General features: G+C 61.9%; 18 protein-coding genes and 4 tRNA genes. 17 read left to right on the top strand and 5 right to left on the bottom strand.

The window, feature by feature from the left end; genetic code table 11:
- Window positions 1-67: 67 nt before the first annotated feature.
- Both D886_RS0110905 and D886_RS26905 read right to left on the bottom strand, forming a co-directional pair.
- Entirely contained in the window at window positions 68-4,894 is a 4,827-nt protein-coding gene (locus D886_RS0110905; RefSeq protein WP_027593964.1) for a dermonecrotic toxin domain-containing protein, read from the bottom strand.
- Between the two features lie 75 nt (window positions 4,895-4,969).
- On the bottom strand, window positions 4,970-6,769 hold the full coding sequence (locus D886_RS26905) for a sigma-54-dependent Fis family transcriptional regulator (RefSeq protein WP_033694140.1): 1,800 nt from the start codon (window positions 6,767-6,769) through the stop codon (window positions 4,970-4,972).
- 223 nt (window positions 6,770-6,992) lie between these two features.
- Between D886_RS26905 and D886_RS0110895 the strand changes: the two genes are divergently transcribed.
- From D886_RS0110895 to D886_RS0110870, 6 genes are read left to right on the top strand one after another with little or no spacing between them, the layout of a single operon-like run.
- Entirely contained in the window at window positions 6,993-8,087 is a 1,095-nt protein-coding gene (locus tag D886_RS0110895; RefSeq protein WP_027593963.1) for an ABC transporter ATP-binding protein, read from the top strand.
- Window positions 8,087-9,184, top strand: coding sequence for an ABC transporter ATP-binding protein (locus D886_RS0110890; protein ID WP_027593962.1), 1,098 nt, complete (start codon window positions 8,087-8,089; stop codon window positions 9,182-9,184). Before D886_RS0110895 ends, D886_RS0110890 begins: the two co-directional genes overlap by 1 nt.
- The gene (locus D886_RS0110885) at window positions 9,181-10,044 is read left to right on the top strand and encodes a carbohydrate ABC transporter permease (RefSeq protein WP_027593961.1); all 864 of its coding nucleotides are present in this window, start codon (window positions 9,181-9,183) and stop codon (window positions 10,042-10,044) included. Before D886_RS0110890 ends, D886_RS0110885 begins: the two co-directional genes overlap by 4 nt.
- Window positions 10,045-10,047: 3 nt before the next feature.
- Window positions 10,048-10,848 carry a carbohydrate ABC transporter permease gene (locus D886_RS0110880; protein WP_027593960.1) on the top strand — a complete coding sequence of 267 codons (801 nt, stop codon included), beginning with the start codon at window positions 10,048-10,050 and terminating at the stop codon, window positions 10,846-10,848.
- A 12-nt stretch (window positions 10,849-10,860) separates the two neighbouring features.
- Window positions 10,861-11,133 (top strand): DUF2160 domain-containing protein, encoded by a 273-nt coding sequence (locus tag D886_RS0110875; protein WP_027593959.1) that lies wholly within the window; start codon window positions 10,861-10,863, stop codon window positions 11,131-11,133.
- A 37-nt stretch (window positions 11,134-11,170) separates the two neighbouring features.
- Window positions 11,171-12,910 carry an ABC transporter substrate-binding protein gene (locus D886_RS0110870; RefSeq protein WP_027593958.1) on the top strand — a complete coding sequence of 580 codons (1,740 nt, stop codon included), beginning with the start codon at window positions 11,171-11,173 and terminating at the stop codon, window positions 12,908-12,910.
- A gap of 187 nt (window positions 12,911-13,097) precedes the next feature.
- Here the strand turns inward: D886_RS0110870 and folD are convergent, their stop codons facing one another.
- A complete protein-coding gene (gene folD, locus D886_RS0110865; RefSeq protein WP_027593957.1) occupies window positions 13,098-13,952 on the bottom strand; it encodes a bifunctional methylenetetrahydrofolate dehydrogenase/methenyltetrahydrofolate cyclohydrolase FolD in 855 nt (284 codons plus the stop codon).
- Window positions 13,953-14,222: 270 nt separating this feature from the next.
- Here folD and D886_RS0110860 point away from each other — a divergent pair.
- The 4 genes from D886_RS0110860 to D886_RS0110845 all read left to right on the top strand — a co-directional run bounded on the left by D886_RS0110860 (window position 14,223) and on the right by D886_RS0110845 (window position 14,664).
- Window positions 14,223-14,299, top strand: a tRNA-Arg gene (locus D886_RS0110860).
- A 40-nt stretch (window positions 14,300-14,339) separates the two neighbouring features.
- Window positions 14,340-14,415 (top strand) — tRNA-His (locus D886_RS0110855).
- Window positions 14,416-14,467: 52 nt separating this feature from the next.
- A tRNA-Leu gene (locus D886_RS0110850) sits at window positions 14,468-14,552 on the top strand.
- A 36-nt stretch (window positions 14,553-14,588) separates the two neighbouring features.
- Window positions 14,589-14,664, top strand: a tRNA-His gene (locus D886_RS0110845).
- 145 nt (window positions 14,665-14,809) lie between these two features.
- Here the strand turns inward: D886_RS0110845 and D886_RS0110840 are convergent.
- Window positions 14,810-15,112: an XRE family transcriptional regulator gene (locus D886_RS0110840; RefSeq protein WP_027593956.1), complete on the bottom strand. Its 303-nt coding sequence runs from the start codon at window positions 15,110-15,112 to the stop codon at window positions 14,810-14,812.
- On the bottom strand, window positions 15,109-15,465 hold the full coding sequence (locus tag D886_RS0110835; protein WP_027593955.1) for a type II toxin-antitoxin system RelE/ParE family toxin: 357 nt from the start codon (window positions 15,463-15,465) through the stop codon (window positions 15,109-15,111). The genes D886_RS0110840 and D886_RS0110835 overlap by 4 nt, the downstream gene beginning before the upstream one ends.
- Window positions 15,466-15,680: 215 nt before the next feature.
- Here D886_RS0110835 and D886_RS0110830 point away from each other — a divergent pair, with 215 nt between their 5' ends.
- From D886_RS0110830 to D886_RS0110800, 7 genes are all read left to right on the top strand, one after another.
- The gene (locus D886_RS0110830; protein WP_027593954.1) at window positions 15,681-15,980 is read left to right on the top strand and encodes a DUF6388 family protein; all 300 of its coding nucleotides are present in this window, start codon (window positions 15,681-15,683) and stop codon (window positions 15,978-15,980) included.
- 247 nt (window positions 15,981-16,227) lie between these two features.
- The gene (gene tig, locus D886_RS0110825) at window positions 16,228-17,541 is read left to right on the top strand and encodes a trigger factor (protein WP_027593953.1); all 1,314 of its coding nucleotides are present in this window, start codon (window positions 16,228-16,230) and stop codon (window positions 17,539-17,541) included.
- A 91-nt stretch (window positions 17,542-17,632) separates the two neighbouring features.
- A complete protein-coding gene (gene clpP, locus D886_RS0110820; RefSeq protein ID WP_027593952.1) occupies window positions 17,633-18,274 on the top strand; it encodes an ATP-dependent Clp endopeptidase proteolytic subunit ClpP in 642 nt (213 codons plus the stop codon).
- 108 nt (window positions 18,275-18,382) lie between these two features.
- A complete protein-coding gene (clpX, locus tag D886_RS0110815; RefSeq protein ID WP_027593951.1) occupies window positions 18,383-19,666 on the top strand; it encodes an ATP-dependent Clp protease ATP-binding subunit ClpX in 1,284 nt (427 codons plus the stop codon).
- 166 nt (window positions 19,667-19,832) lie between these two features.
- On the top strand, window positions 19,833-22,229 hold the full coding sequence (gene lon / locus D886_RS0110810) for an endopeptidase La (RefSeq protein ID WP_027593950.1): 2,397 nt from the start codon (window positions 19,833-19,835) through the stop codon (window positions 22,227-22,229).
- Between the two features lie 152 nt (window positions 22,230-22,381).
- A complete protein-coding gene (locus tag D886_RS0110805; RefSeq protein ID WP_027593949.1) occupies window positions 22,382-22,654 on the top strand; it encodes an HU family DNA-binding protein in 273 nt (90 codons plus the stop codon).
- Between the two features lie 182 nt (window positions 22,655-22,836).
- Complete coding sequence (locus tag D886_RS0110800; RefSeq protein WP_027593948.1) at window positions 22,837-24,708, top strand: SurA N-terminal domain-containing protein; 1,872 nt, start codon at window positions 22,837-22,839, stop codon at window positions 24,706-24,708.
- The last annotated feature ends 62 nt before the right edge of the window (window positions 24,709-24,770 follow it).

Genomic DNA, 24,770 nt, shown 5'->3' with positions numbered 1-24,770 from the left:
CGAAGCGCTTGCAGCCGAATCGGCTGCGGGCGACACGCCCTGCAGGGGGCCTGCCACCCGCTGTACGTCAGCCGGCCTGGAACAGAGCCTGGGTCAACTGCCGGTAGAGCTGGTCTCGCGCCTGCTGGCGGGTGCTGAGCAGCAGGCGGCCAGCCAGCGCGTAAAGCTCGTCTTCGCCTCTGTAGCGCCCCGACACCAGGTCGATGCGCTGCAAGGTGCCCTCCACCCGCCATGCCAGCCCCGGTACGGTGTGGGTCTCGCGCTCCAGCGCGGTGATGAACGCCAACGGAACAGCGGGCCCGCGGTAGGCACCGGGCGCGGTGGTGGGTTCACTCAACTCGGTGTAGTACTCCGAGGCGGCCTCCCAGTCACGTGCGAGCGTTTCGAATGGCTCAGGCCGTAGCCGCCGAACCCAGGCGCGCCAGAAGCGTTGCTCGCTCGCCCAGCGTGCCAGGAAGGCAGCATCCGCCTCAGTTTCGACTGCCAGGGCCAGGCGTTGCAGGGTGGCCTCGCTCAGTTGCGCCAGGTAGCCGAAGGCGATCTGCCCAGGTTGTTCGGGCAGGCCCAGGCGTTCGCGCAGGGCGATGCGTGCGACCAGGGCGATTTCAATTTCGTCGGGCGGGGTTTGCGGGTCGCTCAGGTGCGCATCGCTCAAGTCGTCTTCCGCCACCAGGGCTGGTGCGGCCTGGCGTTCGCTGTCGTTTTGCGCATCGCTCAAGGCCTGCCGGCGTGCCCGGCGAGCGTTGTACAGGGCGCCTATGCGTTCATCCAGGCGGCCCTGGCGGGCCAGGCCAGTGGCGACGGACACAGCGACCGCTTCGTCGGTGGCGCCGGGGTGCGCGGCAGCCACGCTACGCCATACCGACACCTGCGTTTCGACCCGCTGGAACAGCAGGCTGGCCTGGTCCACGCAGGCCTCGGCTGCGTCGTTGATCTCGGTGAGTACTTGCTCACGCAGCTCGGCGAGGCCCCAGCCCGCGTCACCGACGTCTTCGCGGGTGAGCGTGCGCAGTACATGCACGATGCGCTCACGCGTGCGCACCGGGTTAGCCAGGTACTCCGGCGTTTGCGCCATGCGTTCGGTCAGGCGGTACACGGGCGCCCACTCAGCGTCTTCGGCATTGGCCTCGCGGTGTGACTCAAGCGCGGGGGGCAATTCGATCACCCAGGCTTCGCCCTCCAGGGCTTCCATGTCTGGGATGGCCGTCAGCCCTGCGCCGAACAGGCTGCGTTGGGCCTGCTCACTGAAAGGGTTGTCGTCGAAGTCGTAATAGGTGCCTTCATCCCCGTTGCGTATCGCTTCAGCGAACGCCGTGTCGTGCAATTCGGGTGCATCGACCAACCGGTTGCCACTGAGGTCGAGCGAGCGCAGCACGAGTGGGCGTTGGTTCATCAAGCCTGGCAGGCCTTCGGGCCATTGGGTGATACCGACGCGGTCGAGGTCGAGGGTATGCAAGTGCTGCCAGCCGGTCACGTCGGGTGTCAATTGCAGTGGGTTATTCCCTAAGCGCAGCGAGTGCAGCTGGTTGAGGCGGCCCAGCGCCGCGCGGCTTTCTGCGGTGAGGGTGATCTCGCACGAGCCCAGGCTCAATTCGGTCAGCGCGGGCCAGCCTTGCAACGCTTCGAAGTGTTCGGCTTGCAGCGCGAGCCTGTTCAAGTCGGCCCTCAGCGCGTACAGGTGCTGCAACTGGCCGAGCCGCTGCAGAGCGGCGACAGGCAGGCTCTCCAGGCCGCCAGAGAGGTTGAGCCGCTGCAGGCGGGGCAGGCGCGTCAGTAGATCGATATTGCGTGCCTCCTGCAAAGCCACGATGTTGCACTGCAGGTCCAGGGTTTCCAGTTCGGTCATCTGGGCCAGGGCGCCAGGCAGTAACCGCAGCCTGTTGTTGGCCAGGTCCAAGTTGCGCACGCCAGGGAAGGCCTGCAGGAAGCCATCGAGGTTGATCGCTTCGCCATGGGGTGAGTCGACGACCGTCAGCCACCGGACGTGCTCCAGGCGCGTAGGTAAGGTCGGCAATGCGCCCAGGTCCTGGGCTTCCAGTACCAAGTCCAGCTGATCGGCCTCCACGCCCTCCCTGCGCCAGGCCTGGCGTATGCGCCGTGCGGCCTCCGTCCGCGCAGCGGTGCGCTGTTCGAGGGTGTCCACCGCCAGGCCTTCTGTGTCATTTACCCAGCCATCCAGCGTGGTGTTCAGGCGCTGGTACGCTTCGCGCAACTGTTCGAGCAACCGGGTAAAGGCGCCTGGGCTATCACCGGCCTCTTGGCGCAAGCGCTGGCGCAGCCACTCGCGGTCACCGGAGTGGCGGCTGGGGTACAGCGTGTCGAACAGCTCGTCGTCATTCAGCCAGCCCCGGCCACGGCCGCTGAGGGGGTAACCGACACGGCCGCCCGGCGCGAGCCGTGTGGGCCGCCGATACAGGGTGCGCACAGGCGCCATACCTAATTGCTTGGCGGCGTACGTGCGGTTGCCGGCGGCCTGTTCGAACAGGGCGTCACGCAAGGGCAGAGGGTCATGTATCTGCAAGCCAAGGGCGATGCGCTCGCTGTCAGGCAGGGCGTTGAGAATGGCCTGGTAGAGCGTCGTGTGGCCGGCCAGCGGTTGGCCGTGTTCGTCGTAGGGTTGGTAGCCCCGATCATCGCGCACCACGGTTTTGCCGGCTCGTCCCCGGGCGTTAGTGCCCTGCAGTCGTGGGCCTTGCAGGTTGCCCTCTCGCAATTCGAGGTGCACCTCGCCCGTCCAACCCGGTAGCCGTCGCAGAAAACCCACGGCCAGGGCATCACGGTCCTGCACCGGGCCGCTGTGCTGATAAAAGCGCAGCAGCGCGCGGTCGAGGCGTGCTTCGTGCTGGTAGGCGCGGGCTGTTTCGGCTACCGAGAGCGGCAATCGGCCCTTTCGTTGGCCAAGGGCCAGGTCCTTGGTACGGGTATTGGCAAGGATCTCGGCCTTGGCTCTGCGGCTAAGGGACGGGAAGTCCCGGCCAAGCAGCAGCGTGATGGCGTCGGTGCTGGCCGCTGTGGGGGTATCGGTGGCGCCCAGTGCTTGCAAACAGTCGACAAGCAGGGCGGGGGTGGCTTCCTGATCGACCACCACGCGGCGCACGGCTGCTTCGCTGAAACCACTGCAGCGCAGTGCGCGCAGCAGGGTTTCATCACTCACCGCCGGGCCGCTGTTGGCGATGCGCCGCAGCAGTTTGGCCGCGTCCCACGCCAAGGGCTGTTCGTGCTCCAGCAACCACGGCACCTGGCCATTGCCGAGCAGGCGAGGGGCGCGTTGATGGCCTTTCGCGTGTGCCAGCTGCCAGCGACTGTCGGGGGCTTTTTCCAGCGGCATGGCCTTGCCCTCCAGGTTGATCCACGGTTGGCCCTGCCAGTGGTGCAAGCCATCCGCTCCAGGGGTGCCTGGCGGCCAGGGCGCCTCGCGGGTGAAGGGGCGCAGGTCGCCGTGCCACAGGCGCTGGCCTGTTCTGCCGGGGAGGCGTGTCCAGTTTTCAAGGGGGCCTGCCAGCTGGACCGCGCTGTGCACGGCACCCAGTGCCGCAACCTGCAGCAGGCTGTTGAGCACACCGAACAGATGGCTGATGGCGGCCTCGGTTTCGCCTTCGTTCAGCGCATGGACGCCTTCGAGGAACTCGCCCACGATTTGCGCCCCGCCGACCACCAGCATCACCTCGCCCAAGGCGGGCACGAAAAAGCTGGCCACATTCAGTACAGTCAGCCCCACACCCAGCCAACCGAGCAGCCGGGCAGTTTGCGCCGCCGCGTCGAACTGCGCCGTGGGCACAGCCAGTGTCACGGCATCTGCCAAGGTGGTTTGCACCTGGTTGCTGGCCCTGGCGGTGAAGCATTCGCTGGGCCACGGCGTGAAGTCCAGTGGCAGGCGGGCGTTCTTGTCCAGGGTTTCTTGCCACAGGTCGTGGGGCGAGGGGAACAGCCGGTTGATCCAGTTGAATGACTCACCTTTCTCCAGTGTAGGCGGGGTCGGGTACAGCGCTGCGTAGGGGTAGCGCGGGTAGAGTGTGTGCCGCAAACGCGCAGCGAAGGCGGGTTGCTGCGCGTGGCTGACAAAGCGTTTGAAATACACACGAAAAGGCTCCTCCCATAGCCGCTTCGTGAGTGCTATGCCGACGGCCTGCAAGGACGAGTACTGGTGCAGGGCGCCTTGGGTGTCCCCAGGCAGGTAAAGCAGGCACGGCTCGGTCTGCCCGTGTGGCTCGAGTCGCAGCAGCAGGGCGCCACTCAGCGGGAAACCGAGCAGGCTCAGGTAGCCACATTGCAGGCGCATCGCCCCACTGAGCGTCTGTACCTCGCGCGCGCCGGCAAGCGCGGCCTCGCCCAAGGCTTCGCCGCGGCTGTCGATGTGCCCTTGCAGCCGCGCTGATAACAATTCGACCGCGAAGGCGGCACGGTCCTGCTCACCCAGCAACGCGCGAAAATCAGCAGTGTCGACGTGCTCGCGCAGGTGGTCCAGGTAGCGCTGGCCGAGGTCGAGGCGCCGTACGCCTTTCACGAATCGCACGGTGTCGAGCTGTTCCAGTTCAGGCGCATCCTGGTTGGCATAGAGGCGTACCGGCGTGTCCGCTTGCAGATTCTGCAGGGCAGCTTCCAGCCAGGACCGACTGCGCAGGTGGCCCGTGGTGCGCTCGGTCAACACGGTGGTATCGAGTGGAGGCAGCGACACGCCGGGGTACCAGTGAGCGAGCGCGTCCCTCAACAACGGTCGGCAGAACGCCTCTACCGATTGCAGCGGGGCAAGGGCCTTCTGCAGTGCGCGTGTGGCGCGGTGGCTGTGCAGCAGATGGGTTTTCAGGGCCTGGCGCTGATGCGGGGAAGTCTGGCGAAGCCAGCCGGGCAGGCGCTGTTGAATCAGGGCTACGTGATGGGGGTGCAAATGGCTCATGGGCTGCTCCTGACAGGTTGGAGCAGCGAGGGTAATGACCCGCATTAGCCCGGCTTCAGTATGCTGATAGCACCTTCAACGCCCACCCTGCAGGTGGGCGGGTTCGAGCCCCTGTTCACGCAAGCGTTTGTACAGGGTGGTGCGGCTGATGCCGAGCAGGCGTGCCAGCGATGAGATGTTGCCGCCGCAGCTGTGCAGCAGGTTGGCCAGGTCCGTTGCTGGGGTTTGCGCCAGGGCGGGCGGCGGGCAGGGGGCAGGTGTGCCCGCCTGGGCAAGGAAACACGCTGAAAAGTGTTCGGTGCCGATGGGCTGGCTGCCAGCGAGGGCCAGCGCCACCTGCACTACGCTGTTGAGCTGGCGCAGGTTACCTGGCCAGGGGTGGTGCAACAGCAGGTCGAGTATGTGCGGGGGCAGTTGCCGGGGTTGCCCGGGGGCGAGGTGCCGGGCGTGCACCTGCTCAATCAACGCGCGTCGATCACTGCGTTCGCGCAAGGCGGGCAACACCAGGGTCAACCCGGCCACGCGGTAGTAGAGGTCCTCGCGAAACTGCCCGTTGCGCACGGCTTCGGCCAGGTCGCGGTTGCTGGCCGAAACCACGCGGATGTCCACGGTCACCGGCTCGCCGCTGCCCAATGGCTGGATGCTGCGCGATTGCAACACGCGCAGCAGCCGGGCTTGGGTCGGCAGCGGCATGTCGCCGATTTCGTCGAGAAACAAGATGCCGTGGTCGGCCTTGCGGATCAGCCCGGGGTTGCCCTTGTGGTGGGCGCCGGTAAAGGCCCCTTTGTCATAGCCGAACAGCTCCGACTCGACCAGCTCGGCGGGGATCGCCGCGCAGTTGACTGCAATCAACGGCTGCCCGGCGCGGCGGCTGGCGCGGTGCAGGGCCTCGACGAAGACTTCCTTGCCAACCCCGGTTTCGCCTTGGATCAACACCGGGATGTCTTTTTCCAGTAACAGGCTGGCCTGGGCCAAGGCGTTGTCCAGGCGTGGGTCGACAGGGCTAGGGGCCGGGCGCTTGGGGCTGTGGCGCGGCGCTTGCCACTGGCAGTGGAAGCGGTGGCGCCCGGCGGCCTGCAAGGCGAAGGGCTGTTGCGGCGGCTGGGCAAGCAACTGCTGCAACGGGACTTGGAACAGTTGCTCGAGGTTTTGCCGCAGCGGGTTGTCGCCGAGCAGGCTGTCGGCCCGGTGATTGGCCGCAATGACCTGGCCGCGCTCATCGAACACCAGCAAGCCCGCCCAGGGGCTGTCGAGGTTGTCGGAGGCGCTGTTGAACAGCAGTTGGGCGTGGTGGTCGGCATGCTGCGCCAGTATCAAACGGTTCTCCAGGCTCTGGCCCATCATCCGTACCAGGCCGAGCGTCTGGCTGGCAGGCAAGTACCCGTCGCTGGCCACATCGAGCGCGCCGACCAGCTGCCGTTCGCCATCGAACACCGGCGCCGCAGCGCTGCACAGGTAGCGGTTCTGGCGCAGGAAGTGTTCATCCTGGCCCACATGAATTGCCTCGGCGCAGACCAGCGCCGTGCCGAGTGCGTTGGTGCCGACGCCGCGCTCGTGCCAGTGTGCGCCGGCACTGAAGCCGTGGCGCTGGCGCGGGTCGACGAAGCGCCGCGAACCCCAGCTGTCGAGCAGGCAGCCACCGGCGTCGGCCAGCATCACCAGGTAGCTGGCGTTGCCCAGCAGATGTGCGTATTGCGGCAGCACCTCATCGCGTGTCAGGCGCAGCAGGGCCTGGCGGCGCTCCAGCAGGGCGCTCAGTTCGGCCGGCGGCAGGCAATCGAAATCGGGTGGGCTTTGCGGTTGCAGGCCGTGGTCGCGACAACGCGCCCAGGATGCCTGGATCAGTTGGGCATGCGGCGAAGCGGATGCGGCCATGGGCCTGTCCTGTGTGATTGTTGTTATCAGCCGACCGCTGTTCAGTGTCGTCCACCGTTGTTCATTGTCAAACCTTGGCGTGTTCAGTTGTCCAGCGAATGTGTTCAGCTGTGAACAGGCCATGGCTGACCTTGCGTGGTGAGGGCGTGCGGCAGAGCGTTCAGGCCGGGCTGGCACGAAACTCGCTCTGCCCAGCGGACAACAATCCTAAAAAGGCCACGCCATGTCCTTGGTGCTGGAGCAGGTCAGCCGCAGTGTCGATAACCAGGCCTGCATCGTCGATGCGTCCCTGCGTTTCGAGCCGGGTTCGTTCAACGTTTTGCTCGGCCGCACCCTGGCCGGCAAGACCAGCCTGATGCGCTTAATGGCCGGGCTCGACCGCCCGGACTTGGGCCGTGTGCTGCTGGACGGCAACGATGTCACCGGGGTGCCGGTGCGCCTGCGTAACGTATCGATGGTGTATCAGCAGTTCATCAACTACCCGACCTTGAGCGTGTACGAAAACATCGCCTCGCCCCTGCGCCAGGCGCGCCTGGCCGAATCGGAAATTCGCCGGCGGGTGCAGGAAACCGCCGAGATGCTGCGCATCGAAGCCTACCTGCAGCGGTTGCCGCTGGAGCTGTCCGGCGGCCAGCAGCAACGCACGGCGATGGCCCGGGCGCTGGTCAAGGACGCCTCGCTGATCCTCTTCGATGAGCCCTTGGTCAACCTCGATTACAAGCTGCGTGAAGGCCTGCGCCAGGAGCTACGGGCGTTGTTTGCGGCGCGTAATTGCATTGCCGTGTACGCCACCACCGAACCCAACGAAGCGCTGGCGCTGGGCGGCACCACGACGATCCTGCATGAGGGGCGCATCGTGCAGAGCGGCCCGACCGCTGCGGTCTATCAGCAGCCCAGCAGCGTGCTGGCCGCCGAGCTGTTTTCCGAGCCGCCAATCAACCTGGTGCCTGGGCGCATCGCCGGCAACGAGGTGAGCCTGGCGCAGGCGGTGCACTTTGCCCGCAATGCCGACCTGCAGCGCCTGGGCGAGGGGGACTACCGCTTTGGCGTGCGCCCCAGCCACATCACCCTGGTGCCGACCCATGATGATGACCTGGAGCTGGCGGTGCTGGTGGAGCTGGCCGAGATCAGTGGCTCGGAAACCTTCCTTCACGTGCGCAATGAACACTGGCGGATGACCCTGCACCTGCCGGGTGTGCACGAGTACCAGGTGGACACCCCGATCCGCGTGTTCATCCCCACGCACAAGCTGTTTGTCTTCGACGCTGCCGGGGCCTTGGTGCAGGCTCCAGGCGTGCGTCAGGCGAGGAGTCGCTGATGGCCGAGATCCGCCTGCGCCAGCTGGCGCACAGTTACAGCCGTCAACCGACCTCGGAGGCGGACTACGCCCTACACGCGCTGGAGCATGTGTGGGAGCAAGGCGGCGCCTATGCCTTACTCGGGCCTTCGGGGTGCGGTAAGTCGACCTTGCTCAATATCATTTCGGGGCTGCTTACGCCCTCCCATGGCGACGTGCTGTTCGACGGCAAGCCCGTGAACGCGCTGTCGCCGCAGGCGCGCAACATCGCCCAGGTGTTTCAGTTTCCGGTGGTGTACGACACCATGACGGTGTTCGACAACCTGGCCTTCCCCCTGCGAAACCAGGGCGTGGACGAGGGCAGGGTACGTGCCCGGGTCGAAGAGATCGCCGAGGTACTCGACCTGTCCGCTGTACTGAAAAAGAAGGCGCGAAACCTCAGCGCCGACGAGAAGCAGAAGGTTTCGATGGGCCGTGGCCTGGTGCGCGATGACGTCTCGGCGATCCTCTTCGACGAGCCGTTGACGGTGATCGACCCGCACCTGAAGTGGAAGCTGCGGCGCAAGCTCAAGCAGATCCATGAGCAGTTCAACATCACCATGATCTACGTCACCCACGACCAGTTGGAAGCTTCGACCTTCGCTGACAAGATCGCGGTGATGCACGGCGGGCGCATCGTCCAGTTCGGCACCCCGCGCGAGTTGTTCGAGCGCCCGCGGCACACCTTTGTCGGCTACTTCATTGGCAGCCCCGGCATGAACTTCATCGACGTGCGTGCCGAAGCCGATGGCGTCAGCTTTGACGGCTTGCACTTGACGCTGCCCGAAGGCCTGCGCGAACGCTTGGCAGCAACCACCGGCGGGCGCCTGCAAGTGGGCATCCGGCCGGAGTTCGTGCAGCTTTGGGACAGCCCGCTCGACAACGCGTTTGCCGTGCAGGTGCTGGATATCGAAGACCTGGGCACCTACCGCATCGTCACCTTCCAGCTCGGCAGCGCCACGCTCAAGGCGCGCCTGGGCGAGGATCGCCCGCTGCCGGCGGGGCAGGCCTGGGTCACCCTGCCGAGCCAGTGGCTGATGCTGTATGTCGACGATGTACTGCTGGAGGCCGGACCATGAACAAGGTGCGCAACAACAAGGCGTGGTGGTTGGTACTGCCGGTGTTCGTGCTGGTGGCGTTCAGCGCCGTGGTGCCGATGATGACCGTGGTCAACTATTCGGTGCAGGACATCTTCGACCAGTCCAACCGCTATTTCGTCGGTGCCGACTGGTACCGCCAGGTGTTGCGCGACCCGGCCTTGCACGATGCCTTGCTGCGCCAGTTCATCTATTCCGGCTGCGTGCTGCTGATCGAAATTCCATTGGGCATCGCCATCGCCTTGACGATGCCGACCAAGGGGCGCATGGCCTCGATCTGCCTGATCGTGATGGCTATTCCACTGCTCATTCCCTGGAACGTGGTCGGCACCATCTGGCAGATCTTCGGCCGCGCCGACATCGGCCTGCTCGGTGCCACGCTGGCCAAGCTTGGGGTCAACTACAACTATGCCGGCGACCCGTTCGATGCTTGGCTCACGGTGCTGGTGATGGACGTCTGGCACTGGACGTCGCTGGTGGCGCTGCTGTGTTATTCGGGCCTGCGCGCCATCCCGGATGTCTATTACCAGGCTGCCCGCATCGACCGGGCTTCGGCCTGGGCAGTGTTCCGTCATATTCAGCTGCCAAAGCTGAAGAACGTGCTGCTGATTGCGGTGATGTTGCGTTTCATGGACAGCTTCATGATCTACACCGAGCCGTTCGTGCTGACCGGTGGTGGGCCCGGCAACGCCACCACCTTCCTCAGCCAGACCCTCACGCGCATGGCGGTAGGGCAGTTCGACCTGGGGCCGGCCGCGGCGTTTTCGCTGGTGTACTTCCTGATCATCCTGCTGGTGTCGTGGCTGTTCTATACCGCCATGACGCACGCCGACAAGGACTAGGCCATGAGCGCGCGCAAAGCAGTGCCCCTGTTGCTGTACTTCTTCTTCCTGCTGGTGCCGATCTACTGGCTGCTGAACATGTCGTTCAAGAGCAACACCGAAATCCTTGGCGGCCTGACCCTGTGGCCGCAGGCATTCACGCTGGACAACTACCGGGTGATCTTTACCGATGCGAGCTGGTACAGCGGCTATATCAACTCGCTGTACTACGTGTGCCTGAACACAGTCATTTCGTTGGCGGTGGCGTTGCCGGCGGCCTATGCCTTCTCGCGCTATCGCTTCCTCGGCGACCGTCATCTGTTTTTCTGGTTGTTGACCAACCGCATGGCACCGCCGGCGGTGTTCTTGCTGCCGTTTTTCCAGCTGTATTCCTCGATTGGCCTGTTCGACACGCACATTGCCGTGGCGCTGGCCCACTGCCTGTTCAACGTGCCGCTGGCGGTGTGGATTCTTGAAGGCTTCATGTCGGGGGTGCCGAAAGAGATCGACGAAACGGCCTACATCGACGGGTACAGCTTCCCGCGCTTCTTCGTGAAGATCTTCATCCCGCTGATCGGCTCCGGCATCGGTGTGACGGCGTTTTTCTGCTTCATGTTTTCCTGGGTCGAACTGCTGCTGGCGCGCACCCTGACTTCGGTGAACGCCAAACCTATCGCAGCGGTGATGACCCGAACCGTGTCCGCTTCGGGGATTGACTGGGGCGTGCTGGCGGCGGCCGGGGTGTTGACCATCCTGCCCGGCATGCTGGTGATCTGGTTTGTCCGCAACCATGTCGCCAAGGGCTTTGCCCTCGGCCGAGTGTGAGGAGGGGAGCACATGGAATGGATGGCCTGGACCTTGCCCACGGCGCTGTTCTTCGCGGCCGTCGGCATGCTGCTGTTGTGCATGACCCTGCTTGAACTGCGCCGCCCCTGCGTGGAGCGGCGCGGCTTCCTGCCGATCGTCACCAGCCGTGGCGACCGGTTGTTCATCGGCCTGCTGGCCAGCGCCTACCTGCACTTGCTGGTAGTCGGGGTCAGCGACTGGCCTTTGTGGGTGGCCTCGCTGCTGTCGCTGGGCTGGCTCGTGGTGGTGTTGCGCTGGGGCTGAGCGACGGCTCCGGGAATAACTCAATCGGGAGATCACAATGTTCCACAACAATCATAAACGGCGACATTTGACCCTGGCCGCGTTGCTGGTGCTGGCCAGCGTGCACGGGATGGCGTGGGCCGACCAGTACGAAGACGCGGCGAACAAGTGGATCGGCAGTGAGTTCAAACCGTCGACCCTGACCCCAGAGCAGCAGTTGGCCGAACTCAAGTGGTTCATCAAGGCCGCCGAACCGTTTCGTGGGATGAAGATCAACGTGGTGTCGGAAACCATCACCACCCATGAATACGAGTCCAAGGTGCTGGCCAAGGCATTCAGCGAGATCACCGGCATCCAGCTGACCCACGACCTGCTGCAGGAAGGCGACGTGGTGGAGAAGCTGCAGACACAGATGCAGTCGGACAAGAACATCTATGACGGCTGGGTCAACGATTCGGACCTGATCGGCACGCACTTTCGTTACGGCAAGGTCGAGTCGATCACTGACCTGATGGCCAACGAGGGCAAGGCCTACACCTCGCCGACGCTGGACTTGAAAGATTTCATCGGCATCTCCTTTACCACCGCGCCGGATGGCAAGGTCTACCAACTGCCTGACCAGCAGTTCGCCAACCTTTACTGGTTCCGTGCCGACTGGTTCGAGCGGCCTGAGCTGAAAGCCAAGTTCAAGGAGAAGTACGGCTATGAACTGGGCGTGCCGGTGAACTGGTCGGCCTACGAGGACATCGCCCAATTCTTCACCGAAGACGTCAAGGAAATCGACGGTAAGCGCGTGTACGGCCACATGGACTACGGCAAGAAAGACCCCTCGCTGGGCTGGCGCTTCACCGATGCCTGGTTCTCGATGGCCGGTGGTGGCGACAAAGGCCTGCCCAATGGTTTGCCAGTGGACGAGTGGGGGATTCGCGTCGAGGACTGCCACCCGGTGGGCTCGAGCGTTACCCGAGGCGGTGACACAAACGGCCCCGCGGCGGTCTATGCGACACAGAAGTACGTGGACTGGATGCGTGCCTACGCGCCCAAGGAAGCCCAGGGCATGACTTTCTCTGAAGCGGGCCCGGTGCCGGCCCAAGGCAACATTGCCCAGCAGATCTTCTGGTACACGGCTTTTACCGCCGACATGACAAAACCCGGCTTGCCGGTGGTCAATGCCGATGGCACGCCGAAGTGGCGCATGGCGCCGTCGCCCAAGGGGCCGTATTGGGAGGAGGGGATGAAGTTGGGCTATCAGGACACGGGGTCGTGGACCTTCTTCAAATCCACCCCGGAGAAGCAACGCCTGGCCGCCTGGTTGTATGCGCAGTTCGTAACCTCCAAGACCGTTTCGCTGAAAAAGACCATCGTCGGCCTGACGCCGATTCGTGAGTCGGACATCAACTCCCAGGCCATGACGGACCTGGCGCCCAAGCTGGGTGGGTTGGTGGAGTTCTACCGCAGCCCGGCGCGGGTGCAATGGACGCCTACCGGCACCAACGTGCCCGATTACCCGCGGCTGGCGCAGTTGTGGTGGAGCCATATCGCCGAAGTGGCCAGTGGCGAAAAGACCCCGCAGGAGGCGCTGGATGGCCTGGCCCGCGATCAGGACCGCATGATGGAACGGCTGCAGCGTTCCAACGCACAGGCGACCTGTGCACCGAAGCTCAATCCGGAAAAGGATGCCCAGTACTGGTACGACCAGCCGGGTGCGCCGAAGCCGAAGCTGGCTAACGAGAAGCCCAAGGGCGAGACGGTGAGCTACACCGAGTTGCTGAAGTCGTGGGAGGCAGCGCGCAAGTAATCGGTTGATGACCGCGTTGGCCTCTTCGCGGGGCAAGCCCGCTCCCACAGGTTCATCGCTGTCTTGAAGACAGGTGCCGAACTTGTGGGAGCGGGTTTACCCGCGAAGAGGCCGGTGCAGCGAGCCTAAAACCTTCAGGCAAAAAAAACGGCACCTGCAGCAGGTGCCGTTTTCATGTCACGCCTTGTTACTTATGCAGCTCTTCCGCTGCATACAGCGTGTTTTCCAGCAAGCACGCCCGGGTCATCGGCCCGACACCACCCGGCACCGGGGTGATCCAGCCCGCGCGCGGCAAGGCGGTCTCGTAGACCACATCGCCGACCAGCTTGCCGTCTTCCTGGCGGTTGATGCCCACGTCGATGACGATGGCGCCTTCCTTGACCCACTCACCCTTGACCAGCCCCGGCTTGCCGGCGGCCACGACCACCAGGTCGGCACGGCCGACGTGGCCGGCCAGGTCCTTGGTGAAGCGGTGGCAGACAGTGACGGTGCAGCCGGCCAGCAGCAGTTCCATGGCCATGGGGCGGCCGACGATGTTGGACGCGCCGACGATCACTGCGTTCATGCCGTACAGGTCCTGACCGGTGCTTTCGAGCAGGGTCATGATGCCTTTGGGCGTGCACGGGCGCAGCAGCGGGATGCGTTGGGCCAGGCGACCGATGTTGTAAGGGTGGAAGCCATCGACATCCTTGTCCGGACGAATACGCTCGAGCAACAGCGAGGCGTCCAGGTGCGCGGGCAGCGGCAGCTGCAGCAGGATACCGTCGACAGCCGGGTCATCATTGAGGCGGTCGATCAGGTCGGTCAGGGTTTGCTGCGTGGTTTCGCTGGGCAGGTCGAACGCCTGGGAAATGAAGCCGACCTCTTCACAGTCCTTGCGCTTGTGCGAGACATAGACTTGGGAGGCGGGGTCGGTGCCGACCAGGATCACAGCCAGGCCTGGGGTGCGCAGGCCTTGCTGGCGACGCTCCACGACACGTTGAGCGATCTGCTGGCGCAGGCTGGCGGCGATCGCCTTGCCATCGATTAGGTGTGCAGTCATAGACGCGTGATTAACCATCGAGAAGGAAACAATAAAGAGGGCGCATTCTCGCACGACACGGCCCGAGGGCAAAGGCGGGTGGTCGGGCAAATCCCCTAACCCCTTAAATAATTTAAATTTTTTTGAGAAAGATGTTGACGACCCTGCGCCTCGACTATAACATTCGCCGCACTTGTCGGGCACTGCCTAGCACTGGTTGGCAAAGTCGGGCAGAATGAATGGTTTAGCGGTTCTCTGCTAAAGCATCGTTCGGTTAGGCTGATCGCTTATGCGCCCGTAGCTCAGCTGGATAGAGCATCCGCCTTCTAAGCGGATGGTCGCAGGTTCGAGTCCTGCCGGGTGCGCCATCAGGCAGCTTAGGCAAGCAAGTAGATGTACCGCAATATGGTGGGCGTAGCTCAGTTGGTAGAGCGCCGGATTGTGATTCCGGTTGTCGTGGGTTCGATTCCCATCGTCCACCCCATATTTTACAGAGGCGCCTTGATAGTATCTGGCGCCTTTGTTTTAAGCGTTACGCGGACGTGGTGAAATTGGTAGACACACTGGATTTAGGTTCCAGCGGCGCAAGCTGTAAGAGTTCGAGTCTCTTCGTCCGCACCATGCTTCTGTAAGGTTGTACCGCAACACCGCAATATGGTGGGCGTAGCTCAGTTGGTAGAGCGCCGGATTGTGATTCCGGTTGTCGTGGGTTCGATTCCCATCGTCCACCCCATATTTTTCGAAGGCGCCTTGATCGTAAGATCGGGCGCCTTTGTTTTTTGCGTTTCATGTTGGCGGGTGGGGCGTCTTTTTGTGAAGGGGCTGCCTGCAGCGGCCTCTTCGTGTTTTTTGCCTGGCAGGTCAGGGGCAGGTCGTGCTCATGCCGGGGTGTGTTCCTTGTCTGGCACCAGTCGCACCTCCACACGCTGCCCAAGTGCTCTGGCTGCACTGGCCAGGGTGGCCAGTGTCATACCTGGGTCGTTCTGGTCCAATGCTCTGTCAATCGCTGTTCTGCTGGTGTGCATGCGTTCAGCCAGCGCCTTCTTGCTCATCTTTTTGGCTTTCATGGCCTCGGCTATCTGCCAGGCAATGACGCGTTTGAGTGCGGTTGCGGAAACCTCTTCTGCGAGGTCCTGCTCTGCCAGGAAGTCTTCGAAGTTGGAGCCGATGTGTGGGTTCATCTGTTATCCCTCTTTAGTGCAGCTATACGCTGCCTGGCAGTTTCCAGGTCGATCGTGGGTATTTTTCGGCTTTTTTTGATGAAGCCGTGAAGCAGGATCATCGTCTTTCCTGTTGTGGTGAAAAGCACGCGGGCAATGGTGTCGACGAGATTCACCCTGATCTCCCAGAGGTCTTTCTCAAGCTTTCTTACGAGTGGCATGCCGATTGGCCATCCGATTTGGACTGTTTTGATCTCGGTGCCGATCAAGTGCTTGTAAGTGCGGGGCAATGAGGTCAGCCAATCGCGTACCGGCTCGTTACCTGCTTCGGTGCGATAGAAGTGAGCCTCCAGTGGCATGATTTTCTTGTTCATGGAATAGTACCAAAAAAGGTACTCCATTCAACCTGCAGGAGCCCTCTCGCGGTATAGGCGTATTCCTACGGCCTGGTAGGCGCAGTCTCTGACGTGGGGGTTTTTGGGTGGGATCTACATGCACCCCCTTGTAATCCTCTGGTGACACCCCAATAAAAGCTGATAGATTTCAGCCGGTTGAAACACCGGCCCCGCGGTCGGCAGAGGATAACCCCATGATTGCAAAAGAAGCCCGTCAGGCCCTGGCGCTGCAGCGCTTCGCCGAAGCCAATCCGCAACTGCTCGAAGAAATCCGCGAGTTGGATGCGCGTGAGCAAGCTCAGCAGCTCGAGTGGGCGTTCGAAGATGCGGCGCAGGAGCAGGGCATCGAGCCTTGGGAGCTGGCGCTGCAACTGATCGCCGAAAGCCCCGAGCAACTGCAGGCCATGCGCCTGGAGACCCATCGCGAGGTCGCTGAGGCGTTGGGCATGGCGTGGGAAGAGTACTGCCAGTTCAACGAGATCGACCCTCAATAAAGGAAGCGATTTCGTAGGCAGCAGTTGTTTGACAAGTTATTACGGCTGCGCGTCGCCAAAGGCGTTGCGCAGCCTCAATTGAAAGGGGCTTGGCGGTAAGCCGTGCGGGCCTTGCAAGTTAATCGACCGGCGTGGTTTCCCGTCGTCCCGAGTGGGGTGACTTCTGCTGCGCGACTCACTAGAATGCTTGCCCTTGATTCTGGAGTCGGGCTAACGCCGGCTAACGTCTGTGCAACGAGGAATATCCATGCAAGTTTCTGTTGAAAACACTTCCGCTCTCGAGCGCCGCATGACCATCGCCGTCCCGGCCGAGCGCGTCGAGACCGAAGTCAACAAGCGTCTGCAACAGACTGCCCGTCGTGCCAAGGTTGCAGGCTTCCGTCCTGGCAAGGTACCGATGAGCGTGATCCGTCAGCGTTTCGAAGCTGACGCCCGTCAGGAAGTGTTCGGTGATCTGGTCCAGTCTTCGTTCTACGAAGCCGTGGTCGAGCAGAAGCTGAACCCGGCCGGCGCTCCAGCCGTCGAGCCGAAGTCCTTCGAAAAGGGCAAGGACCTGGAATTCGTCGCAATCTTCGAAGTGTTCCCAGAGTTCACCGTTGCTGGCCTGGAGTCGATCAACGTCGAGCGCCTGAGCGCCGAAGTGGCTGATGCCGACCTGGACAACATGCTGGAAGTCCTGCGCAAGCAGAACACCCGCTTCGAAGAAGTTGATCGCGCCGCGCAGAACGACGACCAGGTCAACATCGACTTCGTCGGCAAGGTCGACGGTGAAGTGTTCGCTGGCGGTTCGGCCAAGGGCACCCAACTGGTTCTGGGCTCCGGCCGCATGATCCCAGGCTTCGAAGAAGGCCTGGTTGGCGCCAAGGCTGGCGAAGAGCGCGTTGTCAACGTGACCTTCCCAGAGGACTATCAGAACCTGGACCTGGCCGGCAAGGCCGCCGAGTTCACCATCACCGTCAACAGCGTTTCGGCCCCTGGGCTGCCTGAGCTGAACGAAGCCTTCTTCGCTCAGTTCGGCATCAAGGAATCGACCCTGGAAGGCTTCCGCGCCGAAGTTCGCAAGAACATGGAGCGTGAACTGCGTCAGGCAATCAAGGCCAAGGTCAAGAACCAGGTCATGGACGGTCTGCTGGCCGCCAACCCGATCGAAGTGCCAAAAGCCCTGCTGGAAAACGAAGTCAACCGTCTGCGCGTGCAGGCTGTTCAGCAGTTCGGTGGCAACATCAAGCCTGAGCAACTGCCAGCTGAGCTGTTCGAAGAGCAAGCCAAGCGCCGTGTGGTCCTGGGCCTGATCGTCGCTGAAGTGGTCAAGCAGTTCGAACTGAAGCCAGACGAAGGCAAGGTTCGCGAAATGATCGAAGAAATGGCTTCGGCTTACCAAGAGCCTGAGCAGGTCATCTCCTGGTACTACAAGAACGACCAGCAACTGAACGAAGTCCGTTCGGTTGTGCTGGAAGAACAAGTTGTAGATACTGTTCTGCAGAAAGCGACTGTGACCGACAAGTCGGTCTCGTACGAAGAAGCCGTAAAACCAGCCCAGGCACCTGCCGAAGCCGAGTAATACGCTACTCTCGTAGGAAACCCCCACAAGCCAGCCTTCGCGCTGGCTTGTGCGTATTCAAGCCATGACTATTTGGGAGTGAGCGCAGGACATGTCCCGCAATTCTTATATTCAGCAGAGCTCTGACATCCAGGCCGCAGGCGGCCTGGTCCCGATGGTTATCGAGCAGTCCGCCCGTGGCGAACGCGCTTACGACATCTACTCGCGCCTGTTGAAGGAGCGTGTGATTTTCCTGGTTGGCCCGGTAGAGGATTACATGGCCAACCTCGTCGTTGCGCAGATGCTGTTCCTCGAAGCGGAAAACCCGGACAAGGATATCCATCTGTACATCAACTCGCCGGGTGGCTCGGTCACCGCTGGCATGTCGATCTACGACACCATGCAGTTCATCAAGCCGGATGTTTCGACCATCTGCATCGGCCAGGCCTGCAGCATGGGCGCGTTCCTGCTGACTGCCGGTGCCAAAGGCAAGCGTCACTGCCTGCCGAACTCGCGCGTGATGATTCACCAGCCGCTGGGCGGCTTCCAGGGCCAGGCTACCGATATCGAGATCCATGCCCAGGAAATCCTCAATATCAAGGCGCGTCTGAACGAGCTGCTGGCCTACCACACTGGCCAGGATCTGGAGACCATCAAGCGCGACACCGAGCGTGACAACTTCATGAGCGCCTCGCGCGCGGCCGAGTACGGCCTGATCGACTCGGTATACGACAAGCGGCAACTGGCCTCCTGATCCCAGGGGCCAGAGCAGGTGGGTGCCGAAAGCGCCTACCTGCGGACTTGAAAAAGCCCGCAATTGCCTTCATCTTGTGTTGCAAGCCTACCGGATTGGATCGATCGAATGACTGACACCCGTAACGGCGAGGACAGCGGCAAATTGCTCTATTGCTCCTTCTGCGGCAAAAGCCAGCACGAAGTGCGCAAATTGATTGCCGGGCCCTCGGTATTTATCTGCGACGAGTGCGTCGACCTGTGCAACGACATCATCCGTGAGGAGGTGCAGGAAGCCCAGGCCGAGAGCAGCGCGCACAAATTGCCTTCGCCGAAAGAAATCAGCGGCATCCTGGACCAGTACGTGATTGGTCAGGAGCGCGCCAAGAAGGTGCTGGCCGTAGCGGTATACAACCACTACAAGCGCCTTAACCAGCGTGACAAGAAGGGCGACGAAGTCGAACTCGGCAAGAGTAACATCCTGCTCATCGGGCCTACTGGCTCGGGCAAGACCCTGCTCGCCGAAACCCTTGCACGCCTGTTGAACGTACCGTTCACCATTGCCGATGCCACCACCCTGACCGAAGCCGGTTATGTGGGTGAGGACGTCGAGAACATCATTCAGAAACTGCTGCAGAAGTGCGACTACGACGTGGAAAAGGCCCAGATGGGCATTGTCTACATCGACGAAATCGACAAGATTTCGCGCAAGTCGGACAACCCGTCCATCACCCGTGACGTCTCGGGCGAAGGCGTGCAGCAGGCGCTGTTGAAGCTGATCGAAGGCACCGTTGCTTCGGTTCCACCGCAAGGTGGGCGCAAGCACCCGCAACAGGAATTCCTGCAGGTTGATACCCGCAACATCCTGTTCATTTGCGGTGGCGCGTTCTCTGGCCTGGAAAAGGTCATCCAGAACCGCTCCACCAAGGGTGGCATCGGCTTCAGTGCAGAAGTACGTAGCAAGGAAGAAGGCAAGAAAGTTGGCGAGTCCTTGCGTGAAGTCGAGCCGGACGATCTGGTCAAGTTTGGCCTGATCCCTGAGTTCGTCGGCCGTTTGCCAGTACTGGCGACGCTCGATGAGCTGGACGAGGCTGCATTGATGCAGATCCTCACCGAGCCGAAAAACGCACTGACCAAGCAGTATGCCAAGCTGTTCGAGATGGAAAGCGTCGACCTCGAGTTCCGCAGCGATGCGCTCAAGGCCGTTGCTCGCAAGGCTCTGGAGCGCAAGACTGGCGCCCGTGGCCTGCGTTCCATCCTCGAAGGCGTGCTGCTCGACACCATGTACGAGATTCCTTCGCAGAAGGATGTCAGCAAGGTGGTGATCGATGAGAGCGTCATCGAAGGGAGTTCGCAGCCGCTGATGATCTACGAGAACAGCGAGCCGCAAGCCAAGGCCGCACCCGACGCCTGATTCAGGTGATGCTTGGGTGATGGTTGCAAGCAAGAAAGGGGCCTACGGGCCCCTTTCTGCTTTTCCTGCGCAAGCGCTTGTAATTTCCCAAGCGTGCCCCCACATTAGGTCCAAGCATCATTTCCACCGGTTTCCGGCCATCAAGGCCGCTGTTAGAGGCGAAATCATGAAGACCACCCTCGACTTGCCTCTTTTGCCATTGCGCGATGTCGTTGTTTACCCGCACATGGTCATCCCGCTGTTTGTGGGGCGCGAAAAATCCATTGAAGCCCTAGAGGCCGCGATGACGGGCGAGAAGCAGATTCTGCTGCTGGCCCAGAAAAACCCAGCCGATGACGATCCAGGCGAAGATGCCTTGTACCGCGTCGGCACCGTTGCCACCGTACTGCAATTGCTGAAGCTGCCTGATGGCACCGTCAAGGTGCTGGTAGAGGGCGAGCAGCGTGGCGCGGTAGAGCGCTTCACGGAAGTGGAAGGGCACATCCGTGCCGAAGTCTCCCTGATCGACGAAGTCGACGCCGCCGAGCGCGAGTCGGAGGTCTTCGTGCGCACGTTGCTGTCGCAGTTCGAACAGTACGTGCAGTTGGGCAAAAAAGTCCCTGCCGAAGTACTGTCCTCGTTGAACAGCATCGAAGAGCCTGGGCGCCTGGTCGATACCATGGCCGCGCACATGGCGCTGAAAATCGAGCAGAAGCAGGAAATCCTCGAGATTGTCGACCTGGCGACCCGCGTCGAGCACGTGTTGGCGTTGCTGGATGCCGAAATCGACCTGTTGCAGGTCGAGAAGCGCATCCGTGGTCGGGTCAAGAAGCAGATGGAGCGCAGCCAGCGCGAGTACTACCTGAATGAGCAGATGAAGGCCATTCAGAAAGAGCTCGGCGATGGCGACGAAGGCCACAACGAAGTCGAAGAGCTGAAAAAGCGCATCGAAGCCGCTGGCCTGCCCAAAGATGCCCTGACCAAGGCCCAGGCCGAGCTGAACAAGCTCAAGCAGATGTCGCCGATGTCGGCCGAGGCTACGGTGGTTCGCTCCTACCTCGACTGGCTCGTGCAGGTGCCGTGGAAGGCCCAGAGCAAGGTGCGCCTGGACCTGACCAAGGCCGAGGAAATCCTCGATGCCGACCACTATGGCCTGGAAGAGGTCAAGGAACGCATTCTCGAATACCTTGCCGTGCAAAAGCGCGTCAAGAAAATCCGTGGCCCAGTGTTGTGCCTGGTCGGCCCGCCTGGCGTCGGTAAAACCTCGCTGGCCGAGTCGATTGCCGCTGCCACCAACCGCAAGTTCGTGCGCATGGCCCTCGGCGGTGTGCGTGACGAGGCCGAGATTCGTGGCCACCGCCGCACCTACATTGGCTCCATGCCAGGCCGTCTGATCCAGAAGATGACCAAGGTCGGCGTGCGTAACCCGCTGTTCCTGCTCGATGAAATCGACAAGATGGGCAGTGACATGCGTGGCGACCCTGCCTCGGCACTGCTCGAAGTGCTCGACCCTGAGCAGAACCACAACTTCAACGACCACTACCTGGAAGTCGACTACGACCTCTCGGACGTGATGTTCCTGTGCACCTCCAACTCGATGAACATCCCGCCAGCGCTGCTGGACCGGATGGAGGTCATCCGTCTGCCGGGCTACACCGAAGACGAGAAGATCAACATCGCAGTCAAGTACCTGGTGCCCAAGCAGGTCAAAGCCAACGGCTTGAAGAAGGAAGAGCTCGAGGTCGATATCTCGGCGATCCGCGACATTATCCGCTACTACACCCGCGAAGCCGGTGTGCGGGGCCTGGAGCGGCAAATTGCCAAGGTCTGCCGCAAGGTGGTCAAGGAACATACCGGCCAGAAGCAGGTCAAGGTCAAGGTGTCCAGCGAGCAGCTCGAGCACCTGCTGGGCGTGCGCAAGTTCCGCTACGGCCTCGCCGAGCAGCAGGACCAGATCGGCCAGGTGACCGGCCTGGCATGGACCCAAGTGGGCGGCGAGTTGCTGACCATCGAGGCCGTGGTCATTCCTGGCAAGGGCCAGCTGATCAAGACCGGTTCCCTGGGCGATGTCATGGTCGAGTCGATCACTGCCGCGCAGACCGTGGTACGCAGCCGCGCCCGCAGCCTGGGCATCGCAGCCGACTTCCACGAGAAGCACGATGTGCACATCCACATGCCTGAAGGCGCTACGCCGAAGGATGGCCCGAGTGCCGGTGTTGGCATGTGCACCGCGCTGGTGTCGGCACTGACGCAGATTCCGGTGCGTGCCGATGTGGCCATGACCGGCGAGATCACCCTGCGTGGCCAGGTGCTGGCCATTGGCGGGTTGAAGGAAAAACTGCTGGCGGCACACCGTGGTGGCATCAAGACGGTGATCATTCCCGAGGAGAATGTTCGCGATCTGAAGGAGATTCCGGAAAATATCAAACAGGATCTTCAGATCAAACCGGTCAAATGGATTGACGAAGTCCTGCAAATTGCGCTGCAATACGCCCCGGAGCCCTTGCCAGATGTGGCTCCGGAGATTGTCGCGAAGGAAGAGAAGCGCGACAGCGACGCGAAGGAAAGAATCAGCACGCATTAGTAGTTTTTGGCTGGGGGGCTTTCCTTGACAGTTTTTTCGGGGCCTTGCTATAAAGCGGCACGCTATTGTTATCAGGCCACCCAGCACTCGTTTGATACGCTTTTCATTACATACTTAGAAACAAACTCAATAGAGAAATAAGGGGACTTAGAGTGAACAAGTCGGAACTGATTGACGCTATCGCTGCATCGGCTGACATTTCCAAAGCTACCGCAGGTAAGGCTCTGGACGCTGTGATCGACTCCGTAACGGGTGCCCTGAAAGCAGGCGACGACGTCGTTCTGGTTGGCTTCGGCACCTTCTCGGTCAAGGAGCGCGCCGAGCGCACCGGCCGCAACCCGCAAACCGGCAACGCCATCAAAATCGCTGCTGCCAAGGTTCCAGGTTTCAAGGCTGGCAAAGGCCTGAAAGACGCCGTCAACTAAGTCGTCTCTTTCAGCCGGGCCCGGCTTCGCCAGGTCCGAGCACGTTAAGGCGGGTCGCAAACGTTCCCGCCTGACACGTTTGCTAAGAAAAGGCGCATCCTCGGATGCGCCTTTCTTTTATCAGGATTCTACCCACGCTCCGCGGTTGTCGACGCAGTGGTACAGCCGTTTCTGGGGGACGCATGCTGCAAAATATCAGGGACAATTCACAAGGTTGGATTGCCAAGACCATCATCGGCCTAATCGTCGTGTTGATGGCGTTGACCGGCTTCGAGGCCATTTTCCAGGCTGCCAGCCATAGCCAGGACGCCGCCAAGGTGAACGGCCAGACCATCAGCCAGAACGAGCTGAGCCAAGCGGCCGACATGCAGCGCCGCCAGCTGATGCAACAGCTGGGCAAGGATTTCGACCCTGCACTGCTGGATGACAAGCTGCTGCGTGATGAGGCGCTCAAAGGCCTGATCACCCGCAAGCTGTTGTTGCAAGGTGCTGAAGATGCCAAGTTCGCCTTCTCCGAGGCCGCGCTGGATCAAGTGATCCTGCAAACCCCGGAATTCCAGGTTGACGGCAAGTTCAACGCCGATCGTTTCGACCAGGTCATTCGCCAGATGGGCTACGGCCGCCTGCAATTCCGCGACATGCTCGCCGAAGAAATGCTCATTGGCCAATTGCGTACCGGCCTTGCCGGCAGCAGCTTCGTCACTGACAAGCAGGTCGAGGCGTTTGCACGCCTTGAGAAGCAGACCCGTGATTTCGCCTCCCTGACCTTCAAGGCCGATCCGGCCGCGGTCAAGGTCAGTGAAGAAGAGGTCAAGGCGCACTACGAGAAGCACGCCAAGGAATTCATGTCGCCCGACCAGGTGGTCATCGATTACATCGAGCTGAAAAAGTCGGTGTTCTTCGACCAGGTCAAGGTCAGCGACGACGAACTCAAGGCCCAGTACGAGAAAGAAATCGCCAACCTCGCCGAGCAGCGCCATGCGGCGCACATTCTCATCGAGGTCAACGACAAGGTCACCGACGCCCAGGCCAAGGCCCGTGCCGAAGAGATCGAGCAGCGCCTGGCCAAGGGTGAAAACTTCGCCGCACTGGCCAAGGAGTTCTCCCAGGACCCAGGTTCGGCCAACAGCGGTGGTGACCTTGGCTTCGCCGGCCCGGGCGTGTACGACCCAGCCTTCGAAGATGCCTTGTACAAGCTGAAGGATGGCCAGGTGTCGGCCCCGGTTCGCACCGAGTTCGGTTACCACCTGATCAAGCTGCTGGGTGTCGAGGCGCCGGAAGTACCGAGCTTTGCCAGCCTGAAAGACAAGCTCACCCGTGACCTGAAGATCCCGCTGGTGGAACAGCGCTACGTCGACGCCAGCAAGCAGTTGCAGGATGCCGCGTACGAGGCGTCTGACCTGGCTCAGCCGGCACAGGACCTGAACCTGAAGGTGCACACCTCCGCAGCCTTCGGCCGTGAGGGTGGCGAAGGTATCACCGCCAACCGTGCGGTAGTCCAGGCGGCGTTCTCGGAAGAAGTGCTGGAAGAGGGTGCCAACAGCACCGCCATCGAGCTCGATCCGGAAACCACCGTGGTGCTGCGCGTCAAGGAGCACCGCAAGCCAGAACAACTGCCGCTGGAAGCCGTGGCCAAGAACATCAGCGAACACCTGGCCAAGGAGAAGGCGACTGCCGAGCTCAAGACCAAGGCGGACAAGCTGATTGCCGGCCTGCGTGATGGTTCTGTTGCCGCTGGCAGCGTCCATGAAGGGCAGGGCTGGAAAGCCTACGAGGCGGTGACCCGCGGTGAGGAGGGTATCGACCCGGCCGAACTGCAGGCCGTGTTCCGCCTGGGCAAGCCGCAAGCCAAGGACAAGCCGGTATACGGCAGCGTGGTCCTGGGCGATGGCAGCCTGGTTGTCTTGCAGCTCAAAGGTGTCAACGAAGGCGCCGCCGCCACCGACGAAGAGAAGCAGCAGATTCGCCGCTACCTCGCGTCGCGTGCCGGCCAGCAAGACTTTGCGGCTTACCGCAAGCAGCTCGAAGCCAATGCTGATATCACCCGTTACTGAGTGATCACTGCATGACAAGACAGGCCGCATAATGCGGCCTGTCTTGTTTCCGGCCTTTTGTA

Source organism: Pseudomonas sp. LAIL14HWK12:I7, assembly GCF_000483465.1.
GTDB classification, from domain to species: domain Bacteria; phylum Pseudomonadota; class Gammaproteobacteria; order Pseudomonadales; family Pseudomonadaceae; genus Aquipseudomonas; species Aquipseudomonas kermanshahensis.
Note: the sequence above shows the minus strand (reverse complement) of the source record. Positions and strands in the feature narration are given on the sequence as shown.